Annotated in this window: 8 protein-coding genes; 4 read left to right on the top strand and 4 right to left on the bottom strand. The window is 41.1% G+C overall.

The window, feature by feature from the left end; genetic code table 11:
• The first annotated feature begins 7 nt into the window (after positions 1-7).
• Positions 8-1,009 carry an NADP-dependent oxidoreductase gene (locus tag M23134_RS03125; RefSeq protein ID WP_002693874.1) on the top strand — a complete coding sequence of 334 codons (1,002 nt, stop codon included), beginning with the start codon at positions 8-10 and terminating at the stop codon, positions 1,007-1,009.
• 190 nt (positions 1,010-1,199) lie between these two features.
• Here M23134_RS03125 and sov read toward each other — a convergent pair whose 3' ends face one another.
• The 3 genes from sov to M23134_RS03110 all read right to left on the bottom strand — a co-directional run bounded on the left by sov (position 1,200) and on the right by M23134_RS03110 (position 13,165).
• Entirely contained in the window at positions 1,200-8,462 is a 7,263-nt protein-coding gene (sov, locus tag M23134_RS03120; protein ID WP_002693872.1) for a T9SS outer membrane translocon Sov/SprA, read from the bottom strand.
• A 442-nt stretch (positions 8,463-8,904) separates the two neighbouring features.
• Entirely contained in the window at positions 8,905-9,489 is a 585-nt protein-coding gene (gene ruvA, locus M23134_RS03115) for a Holliday junction branch migration protein RuvA (RefSeq protein ID WP_002693871.1), read from the bottom strand.
• An 85-nt stretch (positions 9,490-9,574) separates the two neighbouring features.
• A complete protein-coding gene (locus M23134_RS03110; RefSeq protein WP_045112912.1) occupies positions 9,575-13,165 on the bottom strand; it encodes a ligand-binding sensor domain-containing protein in 3,591 nt (1,196 codons plus the stop codon).
• Positions 13,166-14,301: 1,136 nt separating this feature from the next.
• Between M23134_RS03110 and M23134_RS03100 the strand changes: the two genes are divergently transcribed.
• Positions 14,302-15,066, top strand: coding sequence for a hypothetical protein (locus M23134_RS03100; RefSeq protein WP_002693868.1), 765 nt, complete (start codon positions 14,302-14,304; stop codon positions 15,064-15,066).
• A gap of 604 nt (positions 15,067-15,670) precedes the next feature.
• On the opposite strand, the gene M23134_RS03095 is transcribed toward M23134_RS03100, so the two are convergent.
• Positions 15,671-17,107 (bottom strand): NADP-dependent isocitrate dehydrogenase, encoded by a 1,437-nt coding sequence (locus M23134_RS03095; protein WP_002693866.1) that lies wholly within the window; start codon positions 17,105-17,107, stop codon positions 15,671-15,673.
• Positions 17,108-17,211: 104 nt separating this feature from the next.
• On the opposite strand from M23134_RS03095, the gene M23134_RS03090 reads away from it, so the two are divergent.
• Both M23134_RS03090 and M23134_RS03085 read left to right on the top strand, forming a co-directional pair.
• Positions 17,212-18,153 (top strand): LysR family transcriptional regulator, encoded by a 942-nt coding sequence (locus tag M23134_RS03090; RefSeq protein WP_002693864.1) that lies wholly within the window; start codon positions 17,212-17,214, stop codon positions 18,151-18,153.
• Positions 18,154-18,204: 51 nt separating this feature from the next.
• A complete protein-coding gene (locus M23134_RS03085) occupies positions 18,205-18,618 on the top strand; it encodes a GlcG/HbpS family heme-binding protein (protein ID WP_002693861.1) in 414 nt (137 codons plus the stop codon).
• Positions 18,619-18,659 lie beyond the last annotated feature (41 nt).

Below are 18,659 nucleotides of genomic sequence, written 5' to 3'. Positions count from 1 at the left end.
CAAAACAATGAACAAACAAGTAATACTAAAACAACGCCCGGTGGGTTTACCAGATGAGTCTACCTGGGAAACAGTAAAAGCTGATATTCCTGCCGCAAAAGATGGCGAAGTAGTAGTAAAACAACACTATATTTCGCTTGACCCAGCTATGCGCGGCTGGATGAACGACTCCAAGTCTTATTTGCCTCCTGTGGGCATTGGCGAGGTAATGCGTGCCGGATCGGTAGGCGAAGTAGTAGAGTCTAAACATCCTGACTTTCAGGTGGGCGACTATCTTTCGGGTTGGGGTGGCGTGCAGCAATATGCAGCTACTGACGCCAAAGGTTGGTTTAAGGTAGACCCTAATTTGGTGTCGTTGCCTACTTACATTGGTACTTTAGGTATGCCCGGTATGACCGCTTACTTTGGTATTCTCGAAGTGGGTAAAATCAAGGAAGGCGAAACTGTGCTCATTTCGGGTGCAGCTGGTGCGGTAGGTAGCATTGCCGGACAGATTGCAAAAATCAAGGGCTGTAAAGTAGTAGGCATTGCGGGAGGTGCCGAAAAATGCGCTTACTTAAAAGATGAGCTTGGTTTTGACGGGGCTATCGACTACAAGAATGAGGATATTCAGGCTGCCATCAAACGCGAATGTCCTAAAGGAGTAGATGTGTACTTTGATAATGTAGGTGGTGATATTTTGGATGCGGCTCTTGCCAATTTGCGTATGCATGGGCGTGTTCCGTTATGTGGGGCTATCTCGCAATACAACAGCACCGAAGGTATTGCAGGACCTAAAAACTATTTGTCGTTATTGGTAAACCGAGGCACTATGCAAGGATTTATTATTTTGGATTATGTCAAAGACTACCAAAAGGCGGCCATGGAAATGGGCACCTGGATGGCGCAAGGCAAGCTCAAAAGCCGAGAAGATGTACACGAAGGTATCGAGAATTTTAGAGAAACCTTTTTGCGTTTGTTCAGTGGTGAAAAACTGGGCAAACTGGTGTTGAAAGTGATGGATAACTGATTTAGTGGCAAGTTTTGAGCGATGAGCCACAAGTAAAAGCCTGTTTCTAGTATTATATAGAAACAGGCTTTTTGCTTTATAATGGCTACTTGTGGCTTGTTGCTCATGACTTATCGCTTGCCACCACTAGAAACAGGCTTTTTGCTTTATATGGGCAGCTTGTTGCTTATGGCTTGTCGCTTTCCAAATACTACTGCGCCAGGTTATACCTCAACTGAAAACCCACATTGGTAGTACTGCGTGGGAACGAACTCGAAATTCGTGGGGTGTTGATATTACGTTCGAAGTAAAACTGAAAGTTTAACTTTGAGTTGACCATATAACTAATCACTGGCTTTAACTGAAAGTTGATGTTTCCTCCTGTAATGGTTGGAACATCGTCTAGTTTACGCTGTACTGTTTTGGTATCACGAATGGTAAAATCAAGCCTTAGGTTCAGGTCATTTTTAAGTACAATAAACTCCCCTCCCGACTTGAACGGCAAGCGTAACCCTTTCTTATTATAACCAATCCCTACCACAAAATCTTTGTTGTTGATTTCGGTTACTTGACGGTTGTTCATGTTCAAGGTAAGCGATCGGTTACGGTTGTAGTCTATCCGCACGCTTAAGTTGCCATTGGTACGAACATTTACACCTATTACTGGAGCAAACTTTTCTTGTAAGGTCACCGATTGAATCACAAATACAGGTACATACTCCCCGTTTTCGTTCACCTCGGTAGGTGCAATATAGTCAGATACACTGTTGCGAATATCTAAAAACTGGCTGCCATAGTTCAACGAACTGGTATAAGAATTTACATTATAAGAGGAGCTATAGCTATGACGCAAGGTAAAACTTGACAACAACGACTTGAAAGGTTCTATTTTAGACAAACCCGAATAAGTCACTTGCCAGTTGGGCAACGGAATTGCCGGAAAAGCTGACAAATTAATGTTGTCAGGCGATGTGCCCGAATACGCTGATAAAAATGCCGGAATCAATACATCTTGCGAGTTTGGGGTGTACTCTCCTCCCCCACTGCTGTTCAAACGCCGCAAACGATTTTGAATAATGGTTCTGTGATTGGTAAAAGACTGAAAAATAGCCGATTCATTGTCACCCTTATCAGCGCTAAAAGCAGTATGAAACGAAAGGTATGAAATGCGATAGCTTCCTTGCAATACAGGGGTTTGACTTTCAAACACGGGGTTATCAGGATCGCCTACATTTCGGAATAGTTCCTGGTAGCCTGCCGAACGGGTTTTACGGGCTTCCAGTTGAATCTTTAACCCATTGAAAGGCTCTATTAACGCTCTGATACTGAGGTTTTCCTGCAAACGTTGCGAAAACGGGGTATTCAGCGAATTACCTGTAGCAAGCCAATTATTTTCTACCGAGGTAGCTTTAATCTCTGAGCTTTGCCCACCTAAGATAAAGTCCCAACCGGGAGCCGCAAAACTACTGTCTAACCCAAAAAAGCTAGGGCTAGGCATAAAACCCGCTACTTGGGTTTCTTCCTGCAAGGTATACTTTACGCTCACGGTACGCAAAGATAACAAAGGACGCATAAATGCCCTGAGCACATTCAAACGTGACTCAGCACGGGCAATACTGTCTACTCTTTTCTTTTGGGCTGGTGGAAGGCTTGCGTAGTTTTTAGGCTTTTTGGTACGTCTTGCAGGTCCATCGACCCTTTTCAGTAACTTTACTTTCCGATAAAGGTTTCTAAAATTAAAGTTGGTATTTAACCCTCTTTGCCTGGTGTTTCGGATGGTATTACCCAAAGAGTCTACCACCCGCAACGAGCCCGCTGTCCAGTTATACCCTGCACTATAGTTTGCCGTGGCAGTAATCCAGGCAGTTAGCGGAATTTTATCTAAAGGTAGTTTATAGTTGGCGCTAATGGTTTGGGTAAAGTTTTTCATCCGTCCCAGGCGCTGAATATTGTTCAACACCGAGTCGCGTTTCTCGTCGGTATTCAAATCACCAAAGGGTTCATCAATCAATGCGTTGGCAGTAGCGTTGTAGTTCAACAACAAATTACGGCTCAAGTTCCAACTCACATTGTACAAACGATTGAAAGTAAACAGTTTTTCAAACGTAGGATCAATGCCCTGAATGGTCAGGTCTGAGTTGCGCAATTGGGTACGCCTAAAGCTTCTGTCCAGGTCTCCTCTTACGGTAATACTTGTAGGTAAAAAGTTGAGGTTAAAATCACGGATCAAGGCAAGCCAGGGAGATTTAAAAGCCCTCGCTTTTTTGAAAGGTTCCCAAGGCTTCGCTTTGTTTTGGAAGTTATACGCCAACGACCATTTTTGGTTTTGAATCAAGTAAGATTGAATATTGATATTACTACGGGTTTCTTCGCTTACTGCCCAGGTTGCCGATAGGTTTTCTATGTCCCAAAAATTGTTTTTGGCTTTTGGGTTCGTTTTTATCTTGCGTACATTCGTAAAGTTAATACTCTTGCGTTCGGTATTGTCTTCTACCAGTTTTCGATAATCTTTTCGGGCATCGTCGCTAGGCAAACTCTGCAAATATGCCGACAAGGGCACATCAGGGTCTAGCGGATTGAACTGGGGCGAGATATTGCTCCGTTCATAGCTCACAAACATAGGTATTTTAAGCCCTACCTTTTCAGGAATAAATTTGTCAAGTGCTACATTTGCCGAAATGTCATACTCAAAAGTACGCTCTCGTGCTCTCTCCGATATTTTTTGATTGATGTTACCAAAACCAAAAGTAGAATATTTGCCCGATGCGGTGATTTGAGCAAAATCGGCGAGTTTCATCTGAAGCCTTGCCAATGCTGCCCAGCCTGCTGTTTGGTCAAACTCTGCTACCCGTAGTTCGTTCATCCATACAGTCACGCTTTTGGCTTGTTTGTCGTCCGTCACTCCCTGGTCAGGATTACGTACTCCCATCATTACAGTTTGGATAGCGCTCATATCCGGATTACCCACTACCGATATCGTGTATTTATCGTATTGTCTGGGGTAAGGAATGGTCACATTAGACAGGTTTTGATTGCGCTCTAGCTTGGTTCTGTACAGTTCCTCAAAAGGTACGTCTATATTGTTCAAAGCAGGCCAAATAGTATCGATCAATGAAGCATCGGTACCCAAAGGAGTTAGTTTTAGGGGCACCTCAATCTCATAATAATTTTCGGTAAAATCAGTACCTAAACGAATAAATGCGGTCACCTGACCAGATCGGGTAGTAGTACCTTCAGGGGCTTCGGCGTGAATAAACATACGGACTCTTTTGTAGTTGATAAAATCCATATTTACATTTTTAAACACTGCCCTGGCGTCTTTGTTCTTCAACCCTTCTACACTCATCAACAACGATTGCTCATTAAACAAACGATTGTTTTGAGTAGTCCTGTCCTGGTCACGAATAACCCCTGGAGGCAATACATAAGGGGTAACATTGGCACTTGCCTGGCTGTTTTCTTCTATGTTGATGGTGGCTACCGTAAAGTTCGCATCGTAAGGTTCTATAGGTTGCCCCAGTGTTTTGTCCGACAAATCTTCAAGGTAACGCCTCCACTGATTGGCCACCAACTGATAACGGGCAAAACGCAACACGACCGGGTTTTGAAACTTGGTCATAAACATTCGCAAAAAGCGAATAGATTTAAAGCCTTGAATATTGCCCACCTTGCTGTCGAACTCACGGATAGGAATACGAAATAAGTACCAACTAGACCCGGTTGACTTATCTCCATTGCCCTCTACTTTGTCTACAATATAGTTTTTACCCACTACCATGTCTTCCTTACGGATAGAAATTTTGTATTGATAATATGCCTCAAGGTCAGAAATAGTATTATCTTCGTTCAAATCCTCATTATCAGGATCATTGGTAGATGAGGTACTAATATTACCAGCAATAGTAGCAGTAGAAGAGTTGTTTTCTAAACCATTGAAATTTTTATAACGCTCAAGCACTTTGGCATCTACCCCATCATAGTCGGGGCTTAGATAGTGTCTAAAATCATCTGCTGAAGGGTCATTGTCTAAGACTTGAAATGCATCAGGATTGGTTACAATGCCTCTCATTGTGTTAATATATGATTGGAAAAACTCTTGCTCCTGGTTTCCTCCTACACTCTTCAGACCATCCAACCCAATGTCTTGCTGTCCCCGGGCAGCATTGTCAAAGGCGTTGGTCAAATATTGCTGCTTGGTTACAAAACCCCAGGCGGTTTCGTCAGAGTTGGCACTGCTGGTACCCTCTACCGCCAAACCATTTTCAAAAGCGTGTCTGCCGTCTTTCATTACATCTTCCGACACACTCCCCAGGTTAATGTATAACTCACCCGACCCAGTAAAATTTTGATTTACCTTTCCATCGCGTACCACCCCTTTCGCTCCATCAATATAAGGGCTCATCATCCAAAACTCTAGGTACTCTACGTTGGCATTGTCAAAGTCAATATCGGTTCTAATAGCGTGGGTAATTGCACCAAAACTATTGGCTGGATTTTTCAACAAACCATTGGCGTCCAGGTCAGGGTTATAGTTATAAGGTCCGCGCTCTGATGGAAAATAAGCGACATCAAAAATCACTTCGTTGGTGTTTACTACCAGGTTGTCTTGTCCTCTGAATATCTCTTGTGGAGTAATTGCCCGCACAAAGTGGTTATCCATGTCTTCTTCACTAATATTGTCGGGTTTATTGCCACTGCCTACACTGTTATAAAACACACTACCATCTATGTTGTACCAAGCCATTTTTGCTCGGCGGTAAGTATACTCCAAACGGTTAGCAGCAGTACCCTGTGGAATCAGTTGAGGAGTAGAGCCCAAGCTCCAGCTGGTATGTGCACTACGTACCAGATTAAAGGCAGTACGGGTTCCTTCAAAATCATCTATATAAGACTTTTGCCCACTGATAGGTGAAGCTCCCGGACGAAGCTGGGCAAACTCTGCGTTAAAATCTATAGTAGATTTTTCTTTAGTCTGAATGAGTGGAATTTTATCTACCAAACGAGTCAAAAAGCGTGAATCTGACTTATAGTTAATGTCAAACCCCCAAATGGTGTTGTTAATGGGCTCTTCGCCAATATTGGTTCGGGTAATCACCGGGCGCTCTCTCAGGTTGAGCACAGTTGCCCCAATGATAAAATCTTTGTTGATGTGGTAATCTAGTCGGGTTCCAAATAAACGACGGGTTTGAAAATTAAACAAATCAGCCTTTTCGTAATCAATCTTAATCTCCTTGCCTGAATTCAAAATTGCTTCATTGATAATAGTTACCCGTCCACTGGCATAGTCTACGGTATAGTCGGTACCCTCGGCCAAAGGTGTGTTTCCGGCGGTTACCCTTACCGACCCTTCGGCAATGTTGATACCAGGTAAAGTTACATCGCTCGACGAACTTGCCTCAAACCCTCCCGTAAGGAAAAACTTGTTTTTATTGGCTGCCTGTAGTGCATCTGCCTGCGTAGTTCGGTACAACTCATCAAACACATATTTGTTTACCAAGCCTATCTCAGTTACTGGGTCAAACCAACCATTGGGGTTAAACCCATTGGCACGTGGGCCCCGCACCAGGTTACTACTACCGAAAGGCTCCAACACCGGAAAAATTATTTTTCCCTTTTCAGGATCAATGGTAATGCCGCTGACGTAGTCAAAGTTTCCATCTTTTTGCGGGTCATTTTGCTGGTTCAGGTTATCAAGATTCATGACCTGTAACAAGGGAATATCTTTTGTACGAATCCCTTCCTGCAAACTTGGGTTGTCTATACCTGTGAGGTCATCTTTATAAATAATGCGTAACTGAAAGTTTTCTTGGGCTATTTGGGTGGCATCTAAAGAATAAATATTTTTCATCATCAGGTCCCAGGTAGGCAAATCTACCTGAATAGACGAAGGACGCAACATTTTAAGGTAAATAACCTCATCGTCGCCCCTGTCCTGATAGTCTTCGCTTAACTCCCCTACCTTGTAGCTTTGTCCGTTGTAAGTATACTCAAACGACACCGCAAGAATTTCATCGTTCTTTAGGGGAGCATTCAAGCTCACATAGCCCAACTGTGGGTGTATGGTATACTCATTGTCGCTGAGCTTGCGCGAACCACGCAACAACACAAAGTCTTCGTTGCTCTTAAAACCTAAAGTAGTTTCCAACTGTTGGGTGGCAGCATCGGCATTAGTAATAGCGCTTACTTTACCAAACAAATCATTGGCGCCATTATTAGCTGCAAGGTTGGTACCCACAGGGTTTACTACCGAGGTATTTTTAATCCGGCTGTTTTCGCCAAGGTCAATTAAACCTACAATATTTCGCAAAGTTTGGGTATTGTTGGTACGGTTGGTCACGTATACCTCTACCCTGGTAATATTTAGCCCAGAGGTAATCACTGGCAAACCACTCAACCAGGTTTCGTATTGATTTCTGAAAAAATGTGACAGGAAAAAATGGCGATTTTCTTCGTATTTATCAGCACGTATTTCAAAGTTACGGCGTTGGGCTCCTCCTTGCAAAACGATCTGATCTGCCTGAGCCCTTTGGTTAGAATATACTCCTCTCACAAACAATTTACCAAAGCGAAGAGTTGTAGTAAGACCAAACAGGTTTTGGGCGCCTGGAATCAAAGTACTTTTAAGCGGAAAGCTTACATTACCAAAGTCAAGTTTTTGAATAATGTCTTCTTCTTGTGGGGTATATTCTACCTTGAAGTTGTTTTGAAACTGAAAACTGGACTTGGTGTCTTGAGTCAATGATATTTTCAAACGGTCACCCACCTGTCCGGTCAGGCTAATGTTAAGGTGAGGGTCAAAATTAAAGTTAGTATTACGCTGTTGGCGTATAGGCAACGTTGGGTTTCTAACCCTTTGCGAACGTACTCCGAAATCAAGATTCAAAAAACCAGTAGTGGTAAATTTGATCAACCCAAGTGGGGTTTTAATGGGGGGGATCAATACTTGATTTTTTTTACTGCCCAGTGTACTGCTATTTTTTTCACCAAAGGCTACATCTTTCCAGTACTTTTGGCGCTCTCGGTCTTCCTGAATTCTGCTTATCTCGTCGGTGGTAAGCACCGTGGGCGGGCGGTAAGAGGTTTTACCCAGGTTTTCGTCTACTACAAAACGGTTTCCGGCACTATCGGGCAACAGCTTAATCGTAGTTTTTAGGTTAGAGGGTGCTCCATAAATCAACCTTGACTTGTGGCCATTGCTAATAATAGGATCGCCGTAGCGGTCTTTGGGCACAAATACGGGTGGTTTAAACCTATTATAAGGTTCAGGTTTTTTAGTTTTAGTACTATCAGTATCACTACGCGACCTCTGGTAGGCAACTTTCATTTGCTGCCACACACTGTCGGGTATAGATGCATACTTTCCAGCAGGGTGTTTGACTTTGTATTGGTGAGAGGTATGCTGTAATCCTTGTCCCCACCAGGTAATAAACCAGGCGGATAATCCAACGGGTATAATATATTTCAACGACAACAAGGCGCTTGTTTTTTAGATGTTATAAATAGTTTATAGTCGATAGCTTCTACAGCCTCAAGCTTTTAGCGACAAGCTTCAAGTTTGACGCTGCTCTACAAGCAACTTACCGATTTTATAGGGCGCTGATTTTTAGCGGTTTATAAAATCGATAGATGGAAGTCCACAGTCAATAGTTGATAGTTTTTTTGTAGCAACCAGCCAATAACTACCGACCCAATGTCTAGCAACTCCAATGTTTGTTAGTTAGTTTTTTCTTGCATATACAGACCATTGCCTGACCTTTTGGCAAGCCTACGGCTTTTATACTGGATGCCCAATATAAAAATGGAGAAATTTACAGGGTTTTTCGGGTAATTTTTTTCGGAAGCTAAAGTTTCACTCCTAGGATATGCCTAAAGTTACGAAGTGTCAGGCTCACTATAGAGCCTGTAGTGTCTACTCTCTACATCTTAAGTGCCTCTTTGATCACATCTTCTACTTTTACATCATTGCCTTTTGTCTTAAAAATTTTTGCCACATTTTTCTCCGCCACGTTTTTGGCATAGCCCAAAGTAATGAGCGCCATAACTGCTTCGTCTTTCACGGCAGACTGCTGGGTAGCAGGAGTAACGGCTATACTGCCTACTTCTTTTTGAACTTTGTCTTTGAGCTCTAGTATTACACGTTGGGCAGTTTTGAGCCCGATGCCTTTGATACTTTTAATTGCCTTTACATCTTCAGACGCAATGGCAGTTTGTATTTCACTCACCGACATAGACGAGAGCATGACCAAGGCAGTATTAGCACCTATGCCCGACACACTAATGAGTAATAAAAACAGTTTTTTTTCGGCTAACTCAGTAAATCCGTACAGGTTTTGGGCATCTTCACGCACTTGCAACCAAGTATGTAGTTTGCAATCGCCACTTATAGGCAAGGCTGTATAGGTATTGAGCGATATGTTGATCTGATAGCCTACTCCGTGCACATCTATCACGGCAAAGGTGGGTTCTTTATGGGCGAGTTTTCCTGAAATGTATGCAAACATTGCTTGTATTATTAAATGCTATATTTATAATAAAAAGCAAGATATAAACTCTCTGAATAAATTGTAACATCGACTCCACAATTATTCAATCTATCATACCTACCAACTCGTCAAACAAGTATTGGTTCATACTAAAAGTGGCCTCCATCAATAAATCTTTCCACTGTTGTATTTCAGAACTACCTTCGTGCGGAATACCATCTGCAAGTTTTTTTAGCCGTCCTATTTCACATATTTCAATGGCTTGGAGATCACTCACAAAAGGTTGCAAAAGTTGTTTGTCGGTAGCAGATAGTAAGAGTTTTTGCTGGGTTTGTTCTGTTAACAATTGGTCGGTAAGCATTACTTTATCTACCAACGAAAGGGTGAACCAAAACTGAGCACCTTTAGACGGATGATTGGTAACCCCTATAGTTTGTTGTTGGGTTTCCAGGGCAAGTTTGCAAAAGGCAAGCCCCAACCCAGTAGACTTAATGTTAGATATATGATGGTTGGATAAGCTGAAGAACTTATCAAATATGGTTTGCTGCAACTCAGGGGGCACTCCTTCGCCTTCATCAGTAATACTTATTTTTATCTGGTGATCTGCCGATTGATTGACTTCTATAACAATGCTTGAGTTAAGTGGGGCGTGCTTAATGGCATTGGTGAGCAAGTTTACCAACACCCTTGTAGTAAGGTCTCTATCTACCCTTACTTGGTAGTCTATGTCGCGAAACCGCTGAATATACAGGTTTTTTTGTGAGCTGAGTACTTGTATCTGTTCAATTGCCTCTTCTATCATCTCATACAGTTGCACTGCATCCCAATGAGGATTCAGTTCGGCCGATTCCATTTTTTGCACATCAAGTATATTCAGTACCATGTGGTGCATCTGCCTTGCCGACTGTTTTATTTCGGGCGACTTGGCATAAGCCATCAAAGTATTGAGAGGGTTTTTCAGATCGTGTACTATCATTCCGGTTACCCCTTGTTTAAACTCGTCGAGTTCGAGCAGTTGCTCATTAATTTTACGTAACTCCTCTGCTTGAGCCTTTATTTCTTCAGTTTGGGTTTGCAACTCTTCTGCCTGCATTTTTATCTCTTTGGTACGCTCTGTTACCTTGTGCTCCAGTACTTTTTTTTGTTTTTTCAGGTTGTGTGTACGCCACCTGACAATACCCAACACCAGCGCAATGAGTAATACTACCATCAGTACATAAAAAGTAGTAGTTTGCCAAAAAGGTGGGCGTACTTTCACCACCAACCGGGTTTCTTTATCGCTCAACACTCCATCATTGTTGGCAGCTTTTACCTTAAGCACATAGGTGCCTGGCGCCAGGTTGGTATAAGTCTCAAAACGCTTGGTGCCAAGGTTACGCCAGTCAGCATCAAAGTTTTCGAGTTTGATATGGTAAGTGTTTTTTTCGGGCAAAATATAGTTCAAAGCAGCAAACTCAAACGAAATCACCTTGTCTTTGTAAGATAGTTCTACAGTATCGGTTGCCCAAATGGGGCGCGTCAATATCCCCTCTTTGGTGACTGGTACGGGCTGATTAAATATTTGAAAATCGGTAATTAACACTTGAGGTTTGTAAGTGTTATGTACTACCTTGTCGGGATAAAACAAGTTGAACCCATTGATTCCCCCCATTAAAATGGCTCCTTCGCGGGTTTTGACACCACTCTTGGCCAAAAACTCGTTGCTCTGCAAACCGTTGTTGGCGTCATAATTTTTCCACTGGTTTGTTTCAGGGTTCAAACAACTCAAACCTTGGTTGGTACTCACCCACAAACGCTTTTGGTTGTCTTCTATAATTTGATGAATCACTTCATTGGGCAAGCCACTTTGGGTAGTATAACGATCAAAAGATGCTTTTCCATCTTTGTAAAATGCGCGTAAGTCTAAACGGTTGAGCCCCTGATGTGTACCTACCCAGAGCACACCTTGTGCATCGACACACAGCGAGCTTACATAATTGTTGCTTAAGCTTTTAGGGTTTTTGAAAGAGTAAAAATAACTAGTGAATACTTCTTTTCTAGGGTCAAAACAATTGAGCCCTTCACGGGTAGCCAGCCAAAGGTTGCCTTTGTAATCTTTGGCAATATCAATGATGGTATTATGAGACAATTTGGAACCTTTGTATCTTAGAGTTTTCATGTATACCTTAGACACTTTGTTTTTAATATCAAAACGATACAAACCCATGCCAAGCGTACCTACCCACAAAATATTAGGTTGGGCTTTATCTTGATACAAAGCACCTATATGGGGCGAACGTAAATCAGTGGTGTCTAATGGTTCATAACCATAATGAGTAAACTCGCCCGAAGCAATATCATAATAATCTAACCCTTGCCCTATAGTACCCACCCATATTCCTTTACCGCTTACATCGGGCAACAATCGGCTTACTATTTTACTGGCAATGGTAGTCGCATTGGCTGGGTCGTGTTTTAGCAAACTAATGTGACGTTTTTTACGGTTGATGATCGCCATAGCATGAGGACCTTTGCCCAAACCAGCATAAATATTTCCCTGAACATCTTCACACAACGCATTCACCCAACGGCTATTCTTATCTCCAAAAGCAGTATAGTGATCAAAATTGTTCAAGTGGGGGTTAAACGAACTAATGCCTCCATCGTAAGTACACAACCAAACAGTTCCTGCTTTATCTTCAAAAATTTGTTGAATATCGTTACCTGTAATGCTTTGCTTATTTTGAGCATCGTGTAAAAACCGGGCAAAATTTTGGGTTTTAGGATTGAACCAGTGAAACCCCTTGCGTGAACCTACCCATGAGTTACCTGCGCTATCCTGATAAAAGCTCCACACCGAGTTACTATTGACCGATAAAGGATTGGCAGGATCATGCATCAACCATTCTTCTGCTTTGTGGGTTTGGGTATTAAACTTTACCAAACCAGAATTATGGGTACACAACCACAAAATATGGCGTTGTTTTTTATCTCTCACAATCTGATTTATCCCTGTTTTCACTGATTCCGCCATTCTTTGGCTAAACCCTGGATGGTTTATGTGATAAAACCCAGTAAACTGTTTTGTTTTTAAGTCTAAATACAGTAGTCCCACATTAGATCCCACCCAAAGCCCCTTATCCTGATCGTTTAAAATACAAAAAGAAAAGTTTGTTTCAACATCAATGCCCGCCTTACGATAACGTACCCTAGTAAATTTTTGAGTTACAGGATGTATAAACCCAACGCCTCCCCCATAAGTTGCCACCCATATCAACCCTTCTTTATCTTCATAAATGTCTTTTACTTTGTTGCCTGTCAAGCTGCCAGGTTTATTTTTATAATGATGATAGCTTGCTGTTATTTGTCCAGTAGCAGGATTCATACGATTTATCCCACCACCGTACAAACCTACCCACAAATGACCCGCACGGTCTTGATACAAACAAGATACATAATTAGATATGAGCGTTTGGGAGTTGCCAGGTTCAGAAGTGTACTTGGTAAAACTATAGCCATCAAACTTATTCAGACCATCAGTAGTACCAAACCAAAGCAATCCTTTTTTATCCTGTAAAACACAGGTAACCGAGTTTTGTGACAAGCCCTGACGAGAGGTGAGGTTGGAAAACTTGATACCTTGAAGGCAGGATTGTGCCTGAAGAAAAGCACAAGAACCTATGATCATCATCCATACTCTACAAAGGTTCTTCATATACAGTAATTCTACTAAAAATGGTCATGTTTAAAATAGTACCAGTATGACTATTGAAAAACAAAAAAGCACCTACGTTGTGCCTGAAATTATACTTTTTTAATACTCAATAGTCCATAGCTGATTCGAGTAAATGTTCACCTTGTTAAATGCTGTAAACCAGTATTTTATATTAAGATTGTATACTCGCTTTATTTTTAAAAGTGTTTCGGTTTTATACCTAAACACCCAATTAAATAGTTTTTAAATTCATAAATGACTGATAACCGAGCCTTTGGCGAGCTCAACGAAGTTAAACAGCAAACAACTTTGACTAAAATCACTGCGGAGCATTGAATACTAAGAAATGCACAAAAAATAACTTTTAGTGATCTTTCATAAATAATTTGAGCCATTAAAGTGTATTTATTGCCCTCATTCTTCTCAAAAAAAAAAGTTTCATAGCTTTGGCTATGCACCGTTTTTTTTGAATCGTCTGAGAATAATATATTTTCTTGAATTGGAACATCTTATTTTTTCCAGATCACTTACCTGATAAGTCAGGACTGTAAGCAGTTTGGAGGTGAATTTTCCACCTGAGATTTTGTTCCATTGAGACTCTAAGGTTTTAACCGAGCAAAATCTCTCCCTTGAAGTTGATGCTTTTTTTTCACCATTCCTAAACAAAAATCCACACTGGAAGCTAATTAAAGCACAAAAATAAATGATTTTACAAAACAAAACAATTCTATGTACTCCCCTTCTTAGCTGCATTTTTTGGTAAAAGACAAATGTCACGCTTTCAAAAGCATTAGTGAGTCTTGCACTTGTGCAATCAATACTTAAATTACCTTAATTAAAGAAGATATTAAAAAAAACATGGTACTTTTTCATTACATACATTACTTATGTAATCAGTCGTTATGCATAAACCTGTCATTTGTCCCCCCTTTCCTCACAGGCAATATCATAAGGTGGATGGGTTACCCCACATTTTAGGGATTTGGTCAGGCCTACCCAAAATTTACTGTTTCCGGCTTGGCTGTTGGCAATAATTGAAACGAATACTGTAAATTGCCGCGTTTTGTGCCACTTATTGTCAGTAAGTAGCACGTATTGAAAGCTGTTAAAAGCATATTTTTATTTGAAATATAGAAATGAGTAAACTTATCAACGTCACTTTTATAGATATAACAACGGGCATGACCTTGGGCATTTATGAGGTTCCACTTGAGCAACTTCCCCAATCTTTTGAGGTAGCCACTACTTTGAATATGGGAGGTTCAGACTGGAGCATTGAAGATGCCGAGCCCAAAATGTCGGAAGAATTTATTGCTACGGGTGAACTGACCTTAAAAATGCGTCAGCTTAAAAAGGTAAAAACAGATGATATTTTGTTTTCATTGCCTACTATCTCAGGGCATATTCCTACTGATATATCAAAAACGGCACAGTTCAACGATTTTATCTTTACAATGCACGAAGACAACTGGCATCAGTATGAGTTTTTGAACAAATCATCTTTTCCATTAATAGATTTGGAAATTGATAAGATCAAAGAAGTGAAAACCCAACACACCAAAACAGTAGACAAATCATTGACTGCTTTTACCAAGTGTCACCTGCGCACTACTATCAATACTCCTGATTTGAATATTGACCTAAATAAACTTAAAGAGTTGCTCAATGCCACCGAGGTTGGCAGCTTTGCGCTCAAAGGGTACGAAGGTTTTGTGCCTGCATCTTTTGCCCTAAAAACAGGCGAAACTACTTACTATGGCATACTGAAAGGCGATGAGGTAGTAGAATTGTCTATAGCTGACTTTTCTGAGCATACCATCAATGAGATAAAACAGGTAGTAGATGTGTTTGAGGTAGTATTTGTTGATTGGTGCAATTGTGAGGTGATTGGAGCAGTATAGGGGAGCAACTACTCAACTAAAAACTGACAGGCAGCAAGCAAGAGCGATCCCTGACCCTTGTGCTGCCATCAGTACACTTTGTTAGATGTAAAGTGATTTTAGGGAGCAAACAAGAAATAGTATACGCATTTTTAGATACCCTTTTCCGTGAATATCTCGTTACCCCGGCAGTTCCGTCGGGACTAGGAGTTTTTTTCAGCAATAGCTATGGCTATTCCTTCAAAAAATGCCTCATCTTCACTAAAAATTTCTAGCTAAACTCTGCGTACTTTATTTCTTGATCCCTCCCTTAGTAACGTGTTCGCCCCGTAAACGGGATTTCGGGCGTAGCCCTCAACAATAACTGTCCGATTTAGAATAAATTAGCTTCGCAGAGCTTGAACTTCGTTCTGCGGTTCGCTTTACTGCCTTTCGTTATTTTTATTGCCCGTAGTACCGTCCCACGGTCTGGCTCAACATCCCCCGGATGTTGCCTTGAGCGCAAAAACCGATGGCTAAAGCTTCGCTTTGCCGAGCTCTGCCAAAGGCTAAATGCCTCAGTCAGTTGTACGTATTTGCCCTAAAAAACAGAAACTTATTTTGAACACGTTACTTAATCTATAATTTATTGGCCTTGTCCCAAAGAAAAACTTCTTTGTCCATCAAACAAGTACAAGTTCTCAGTTTTAATCACATCTATTTGATGCTCCCAAGCCTTGCTTAGTATTTTTATCACCGATTCGTTATCAATCACATTGCCCTCAGCAGTTTGGTATCGGCATCGCCAATGATCGGTACAAAAAGTTTCTTCAAAACCTTCTGGCCATACTTTTACTCCTCGGTTGGTAATCATTGTGAGCTGAGCATCTCCATTGTTGAGTTGCTGAAGTAGTTGAGCAAGTTGGTCTGCTTCTTCCCCGTTCCACTGTACAAAAATATCTACTCCTAGAAGTTCTTTCTTAGCGGGTGCTTTTCTTTCATACTTCGGTAAGTTAAAAGTAATGCCTTTTTCGTAGTGTACTTTTTCCAATACGCTTGGGTATTGATCTAAATTGGCAATTACCGCATCGGCAAACTCACTGGTGCTTACTTTTTGCTTACTTATACCTTCTTTATACACGTCAAAGGTATGAATGCCTTCTTCTACCGTTTTAAGCCAGGCATTTTGTATTTTTTCAGCCACTTCTGTTTGTCCTATATGGTTCAACATCAAGATAGCCCCTTGTAGCAATCCTGAAGGGTTGGCTACATTTTGGTTGGCAATCATTGGTGCCGATCCGTGAATGGCTTCAAACATTGCACAAGAATCACCGATGTTTGAAGAACCTGCCAAGCCTACTGAGCCAGCAATTTGGGCTGCCACATCTGACACTACATCGCCATACAAGTTAGGCATTACAATCACATCAAACATTTCGGGAGTATCTGCCAGTCGTGCTGCTCCTATGTCAATGATCCAATGCTCATTTTCTATATTGGGGTACTCTTGTGCTATTTCGTCAAACACTCTGTGAAACAAGCCATCGGTTTGCTTCATAATGTTGTCTTTGGTAAAACAAGTTACTTTTTTGCGTCCGTATAATCTGGCGTATTCAAAAGCGTAACGAATAATTTTTTCGCAACCTGGTCGGCTAATCAGTTTCAGGCACTGTACTACCTCATCGGTTTGCTGGTGCTCAATACCACCATACAAGTCTTCTTCGTTTTCACGAATGATGACCACATCCATATCTTTGTGTTTGGTGCTTACAAAGGGGTGTAAACTCTTGCAAGGGCGTATGTTGGCATACAAACCCAACGACTTTCGCATAGTCACATTCAAGCTTTTGTAGCCGCCTCCCTGGGGTGTAGTAATGGGGGCTTTTAAAAAAATCTTGTTTTTGCGAATGGTTTGCCAGGCATCTTTAGAAATGCCCGAAGTGTTGCCTGATAAGTAAACTTTTTCACCTACTTCTATTTCTTCTATTTTAATTTGTGCATTGGCTGCCTTCAATATTTTTAAGGTAGCATCCATAATCTCTGGACCTATCCCGTCTCCTTTGGCTACTGTGATTGTTTTCATGACGTTACGATTTATGTGTTTTTTGAATGTTGATGATACAAATATCTGAAAAAATATTCATAAATTTTTATTTATATTATTAATATTATGCATAAATTTATTTTATGAACTATACACTCAATCAACTGCAAATATTCCTTAAGGTTTCTCAAACTCAGAGTATTACCAAAGCTGCCGAAGAACTACACTTGACCCAACCTGCGGTATCAATTCAGTTAAAAAACTTTCAAGATCAGTTCCCTATTCCGCTTAGCGAAGTAGTAGGCAGACAACTTTATATCACTGACTTTGGCAAAGAGGTAGCGGTAACTGCCCAAAAAATAATCGATGAAGTACAAATGCTCAACCAACAAACCCTTGCCTATAAGGGCAAGCTTGTAGGCAAACTCAAAATATCGGCAGTGTCTACCGGCAAATATATTATGCCTTATTTTCTTGCCGACTTTGTGTCTAAACACCAAGGGGTGGAACTATTGTTAGATGTAACCAACAAAGCCAAAGTAATAGAAAGCCTCAAGAACAATGAGGTAGATTTTTCATTGGTATCAGTCCTCCCACATAAGCTGCCTATTGAAAAACTAGAGCTTATGCAAAATAAACTTTACCTGGTAGGTAATCACCAAAAAATCTTCAAGCAAAAAATGTATAGTCAAAAAATATTCGAAAAGCTCCCTTTAATCTATCGGGAGCAAGGCTCTGGCACCCGCTACACTATGGAGCGTTTTATTGAACAAAAAAACTTGCCTGTTACCAAAAAAATGGAGCTTACCTCTAACGAAGCCGTTAAGCAAGCCGTTATTGCTGGCTTGGGTTACTCGATTTTACCATTGATTGGGATCAAAAACGAGCTACTAAACCAAGACTTACAAATTATCCCCGTCAAGGGTTTCCCTATTGAGTCTATATGGCATTTGATCTGGCTTCGCAGTAAAAACTTAACTCCAGTGGCACAGGCTTACCTGCACTATATAGCACAGGAAAAACAAAAAATTATTGAAAGTAAATTTTCGTGGTATGAAGGCAGCCTAATGCCACATAAAACATAAAATCCTGTATATTTGTTTTAATTAATTATCAATCACAAACAAAAAAATCAAATGTTAACATTATCTCAAGCTGAAAAAATGATCGCGGGAGCAAAAGCTCAAGCCGCAGTTTTAGACACTAAAATGAACATTGCCATTGTTGATGCTGGTGCCAACTTATTGGCTTTTGCCCGTATGGATGGTGCCTGGTTGGGCTCTTTGGACATTTCTATTAAGAAGGCCAAAACAGCTCGCTTTTTTGACATGAATACGGGCAGTATTGGTGAACTGGCACAGCCAGGAGGACCTTTGTACAATATTGAGCACTCAAACGGGGGCTTGATCAGCTTTCCGGGGGGAATACCAATAAAAAACGCTGAGGGCGAAGTAATTGGCGCTATTGGTGTAAGTGGCAGCACTGTAGAAAATGACCACGCAGTAGCTGAAGCAGGAGTAAAAATTTTGGATGCTGAATTAGTGGCTTAATTAGTCGCAAAACTTGAGCGAAAAACACCCACAAGAGCCTT

Origin of the sequence: Microscilla marina ATCC 23134, from assembly GCF_000169175.1 — a bacterium.
In the GTDB taxonomy this organism is placed as follows: domain Bacteria; phylum Bacteroidota; class Bacteroidia; order Cytophagales; family Microscillaceae; genus Microscilla; species Microscilla marina.
The sequence above is the reverse complement of the archived record's forward strand: the minus strand, read 5'-3'. Positions and strand labels throughout refer to the sequence as shown.

Excerpts from the sequence above, each read along its gene's own strand:
- M23134_RS03110 (WP_045112912.1), bottom strand. The coding sequence starts at position 13,165 with ATGAAGAACCTTTGTAGAGTATGGATGATGATCATAGGTTCTTGTGCT.
- M23134_RS03085 (WP_002693861.1), top strand. The coding sequence starts at position 18,205 with ATGTTAACATTATCTCAAGCTGAAAAAATGATCGCGGGAGCAAAAGCT.
- M23134_RS03090 (WP_002693864.1), top strand. The coding sequence starts at position 17,212 with ATGAACTATACACTCAATCAACTGCAAATATTCCTTAAGGTTTCTCAA.
- M23134_RS03095 (WP_002693866.1), bottom strand. The coding sequence starts at position 17,107 with ATGAAAACAATCACAGTAGCCAAAGGAGACGGGATAGGTCCAGAGATT.
- ruvA (WP_002693871.1), bottom strand. The coding sequence starts at position 9,489 with ATGTTTGCATACATTTCAGGAAAACTCGCCCATAAAGAACCCACCTTT.
- M23134_RS03100 (WP_002693868.1), top strand. The coding sequence starts at position 14,302 with ATGAGTAAACTTATCAACGTCACTTTTATAGATATAACAACGGGCATG.
- M23134_RS03125 (WP_002693874.1), top strand. The coding sequence starts at position 8 with ATGAACAAACAAGTAATACTAAAACAACGCCCGGTGGGTTTACCAGAT.